General features: G+C 51.0%; 2 rRNA genes. Both read right to left on the bottom strand.

From position 1 onward, the window contains the following. A 5S ribosomal RNA gene (gene rrf, locus ACQ4OB_RS27745) occupies positions 1-101 on the bottom strand; the annotation flags it as partial. A 172-nt stretch (positions 102-273) separates the two neighbouring features. After that, positions 274-3,165: ribosomal RNA gene (locus ACQ4OB_RS27740) — 23S ribosomal RNA — on the bottom strand. Positions 3,166-3,353 lie beyond the last annotated feature (188 nt).

The following is a 3,353-nucleotide window of genomic DNA, read 5'->3' as shown; positions in this document are numbered from 1 at the left end:
ACTCTCACATGGGGAAACCCCACACTACCATCGGCGATGCATCGTTTCACTGCTGAGTTCGGGATGGGATCAGGTGGTTCCAATGCTCTATGGTCGTCAAGAAATTCGGTAGCCAGGTCGTGGGCCTTTGCAGGTTCACGCTCCAGCGAATGGGTATGTGATAGCCAGGTGTTTTGTGAGTATCTCGAACTTTCGGTTCGTTTCGTCTTCACACACCGCAATCTGGTGCCCTTTGCCTTTCAGCTCGAAGCATGCAAATTGCTTGGGTGTTATATGGTCAAGCCTCACGGGCAATTAGTATTGGTTAGCTCAACGCCTCACAGCGCTTACACACCCAACCTATCAACGTCGTAGTCTTCGACGGCCCTTCAGGGGACTCAAGGTCCCAGTGAGATCTCATCTTGAGGCTAGTTTCCCGCTTAGATGCTTTCAGCGGTTATCTATTCCGAACATAGCTACCCGGCAATGCCACTGGCGTGACAACCGGAACACCAGAGGTTCGTCCACTCCGGTCCTCTCGTACTAGGAGCAGCCCCTCTCAAATCTCAAACGTCCACGGCAGATAGGGACCGAACTGTCTCACGACGTTCTAAACCCAGCTCGCGTACCACTTTAAATGGCGAACAGCCATACCCTTGGGACCGGCTTCAGCCCCAGGATGTGATGAGCCGACATCGAGGTGCCAAACACCGCCGTCGATATGAACTCTTGGGCGGTATCAGCCTGTTATCCCCGGAGTACCTTTTATCCGTTGAGCGATGGCCCTTCCATACAGAACCACCGGATCACTAAGACCTACTTTCGTACCTGCTCGACGTGTCTGTCTCGCAGTCAAGCGCGCTTTTGCCTTTATACTCTACGACCGATTTCCGACCGGTCTGAGCGCACCTTCGTACTCCTCCGTTACTCTTTAGGAGGAGACCGCCCCAGTCAAACTACCCACCATACACTGTCCTCGATCCGGATAACGGACCTGAGTTAGAACCTCAAAGTTGCCAGGGTGGTATTTCAAGGTTGGCTCCACGCGAACTGGCGTCCACGCTTCAAAGCCTCCCACCTATCCTACACAAGCAAATTCAAAGTCCAGTGCAAAGCTATAGTAAAGGTTCACGGGGTCTTTCCGTCTAGCCGCGGATACACTGCATCTTCACAGCGATTTCAATTTCACTGAGTCTCGGGTGGAGACAGCGCCGCCATCGTTACGCCATTCGTGCAGGTCGGAACTTACCCGACAAGGAATTTCGCTACCTTAGGACCGTTATAGTTACGGCCGCCGTTTACCGGGGCTTCGATCAAGAGCTTCGCGTTAGCTAACCCCATCAATTAACCTTCCGGCACCGGGCAGGCGTCACACCCTATACGTCCACTTTCGTGTTTGCAGAGTGCTGTGTTTTTAATAAACAGTCGCAGCGGCCTGGTATCTTCGACCGGCATGGGCTTACGCAGTAAATGCTTCACCCTCACCGGCGCACCTTCTCCCGAAGTTACGGTGCCATTTTGCCTAGTTCCTTCACCCGAGTTCTCTCAAGCGCCTTGGTATTCTCTACCCAACCACCTGTGTCGGTTTGGGGTACGGTTCCTGGTTACCTGAAGCTTAGAAGCTTTTCTTGGAAGCATGGCATCAACCACTTCGTGTTCTAAAAGAACACTCGTCATCAGCTCTCGGCCTTAGAATCCCGGATTTACCTAAGATTCCAGCCTACCACCTTAAACTTGGACAACCAACGCCAAGCTGGCCTAGCCTTCTCCGTCCCTCCATCGCAATAACCAGAAGTACAGGAATATTAACCTGTTTTCCATCGACTACGCTTTTCAGCCTCGCCTTAGGGACCGACTAACCCTGCGTCGATTAACGTTGCGCAGGAAACCTTGGTCTTTCGGCGTGGGTGTTTTTCACACCCATTGTCGTTACTCATGTCAGCATTCGCACTTCTGATACCTCCAGCAAGCTTCTCAACTCACCTTCACAGGCTTACAGAACGCTCCTCTACCGCATCACCTAAGTGATACCCGTAGCTTCGGTGTATGGTTTGAGCCCCGTTACATCTTCCGCGCAGGCCGACTCGACTAGTGAGCTATTACGCTTTCTTTAAAGGGTGGCTGCTTCTAAGCCAACCTCCTAGCTGTCTAAGCCTTCCCACATCGTTTCCCACTTAACCATAACTTTGGGACCTTAGCTGACGGTCTGGGTTGTTTCCCTTTTCACGACGGACGTTAGCACCCGCCGTGTGTCTCCCATGCTCGGCACTTGTAGGTATTCGGAGTTTGCATCGGTTTGGTAAGTCGGGATGACCCCCTAGCCGAAACAGTGCTCTACCCCCTACAGTGATACATGAGGCGCTACCTAAATAGCTTTCGAGGAGAACCAGCTATCTCCGAGCTTGATTAGCCTTTCACTCCGATCCACAGGTCATCCGCTAACTTTTCAACGGTAGTCGGTTCGGTCCTCCAGTTAGTGTTACCCAACCTTCAACCTGCCCATGGATAGATCGCCCGGTTTCGGGTCTATTCCCAGCGACTAGACGCCCTATTAAGACTCGCTTTCGCTACGCCTCCCCTATTCGGTTAAGCTCGCCACTGAAAATAAGTCGCTGACCCATTATACAAAAGGTACGCAGTCACCCAACAAAGTGGGCTCCCACTGCTTGTACGCATACGGTTTCAGGATCTATTTCACTCCCCTCTCCGGGGTTCTTTTCGCCTTTCCCTCACGGTACTAGTTCACTATCGGTCAGTCAGTAGTATTTAGCCTTGGAGGATGGTCCCCCCATATTCAGACAAAGTTTCTCGTGCTCCGTCCTACTCGATTTCATGACTAAGAGATTTTCGCGTACAGGGCTATCACCCACTATGGCCGTACTTTCCAGAACGTTCCGCTAATCTCAAAGCCACTTAAGGGCTAGTCCCCGTTCGCTCGCCACTACTAAGGGAATCTCGGTTGATTTCTTTTCCTCAGGGTACTTAGATGTTTCAGTTCCCCTGGTTCGCCTCTTAAGCCTATGTATTCAGCTTAAGATAACCATCTTATGATGGCTGGGTTCCCCCATTCAGACATCTCCGGATCAAAGTCTGTTTGCCGACTCCCCGAAGCTTTTCGCAGGCTACCACGTCTTTCATCGCCTCTGACTGCCAAGGCATCCACCGTATGCGCTTCTTCACTTGACCATATAACCCCAAGCAATCTGGTTATACTGTGAAGACGACATTCGCCGAAAATTCGATTCTTGCTCCAAAGAGCAACTCACAAATTTTACCTTAGCCTGATCCGTTACCAGTGAAAGTAACGTCCAGTCTATCTTTCTATCACATACCCAAATTTTTAAAGAACGATCTAATCAAAGACTAGAAATCAA

The organism is Pseudomonas sp. ES4, assembly GCF_050586665.1.
GTDB classification, from domain to species: domain Bacteria; phylum Pseudomonadota; class Gammaproteobacteria; order Pseudomonadales; family Pseudomonadaceae; genus Aquipseudomonas; species Aquipseudomonas frederiksbergensis.
Note: the sequence above shows the minus strand (reverse complement) of the source record. Positions and strands in the feature narration are given on the sequence as shown.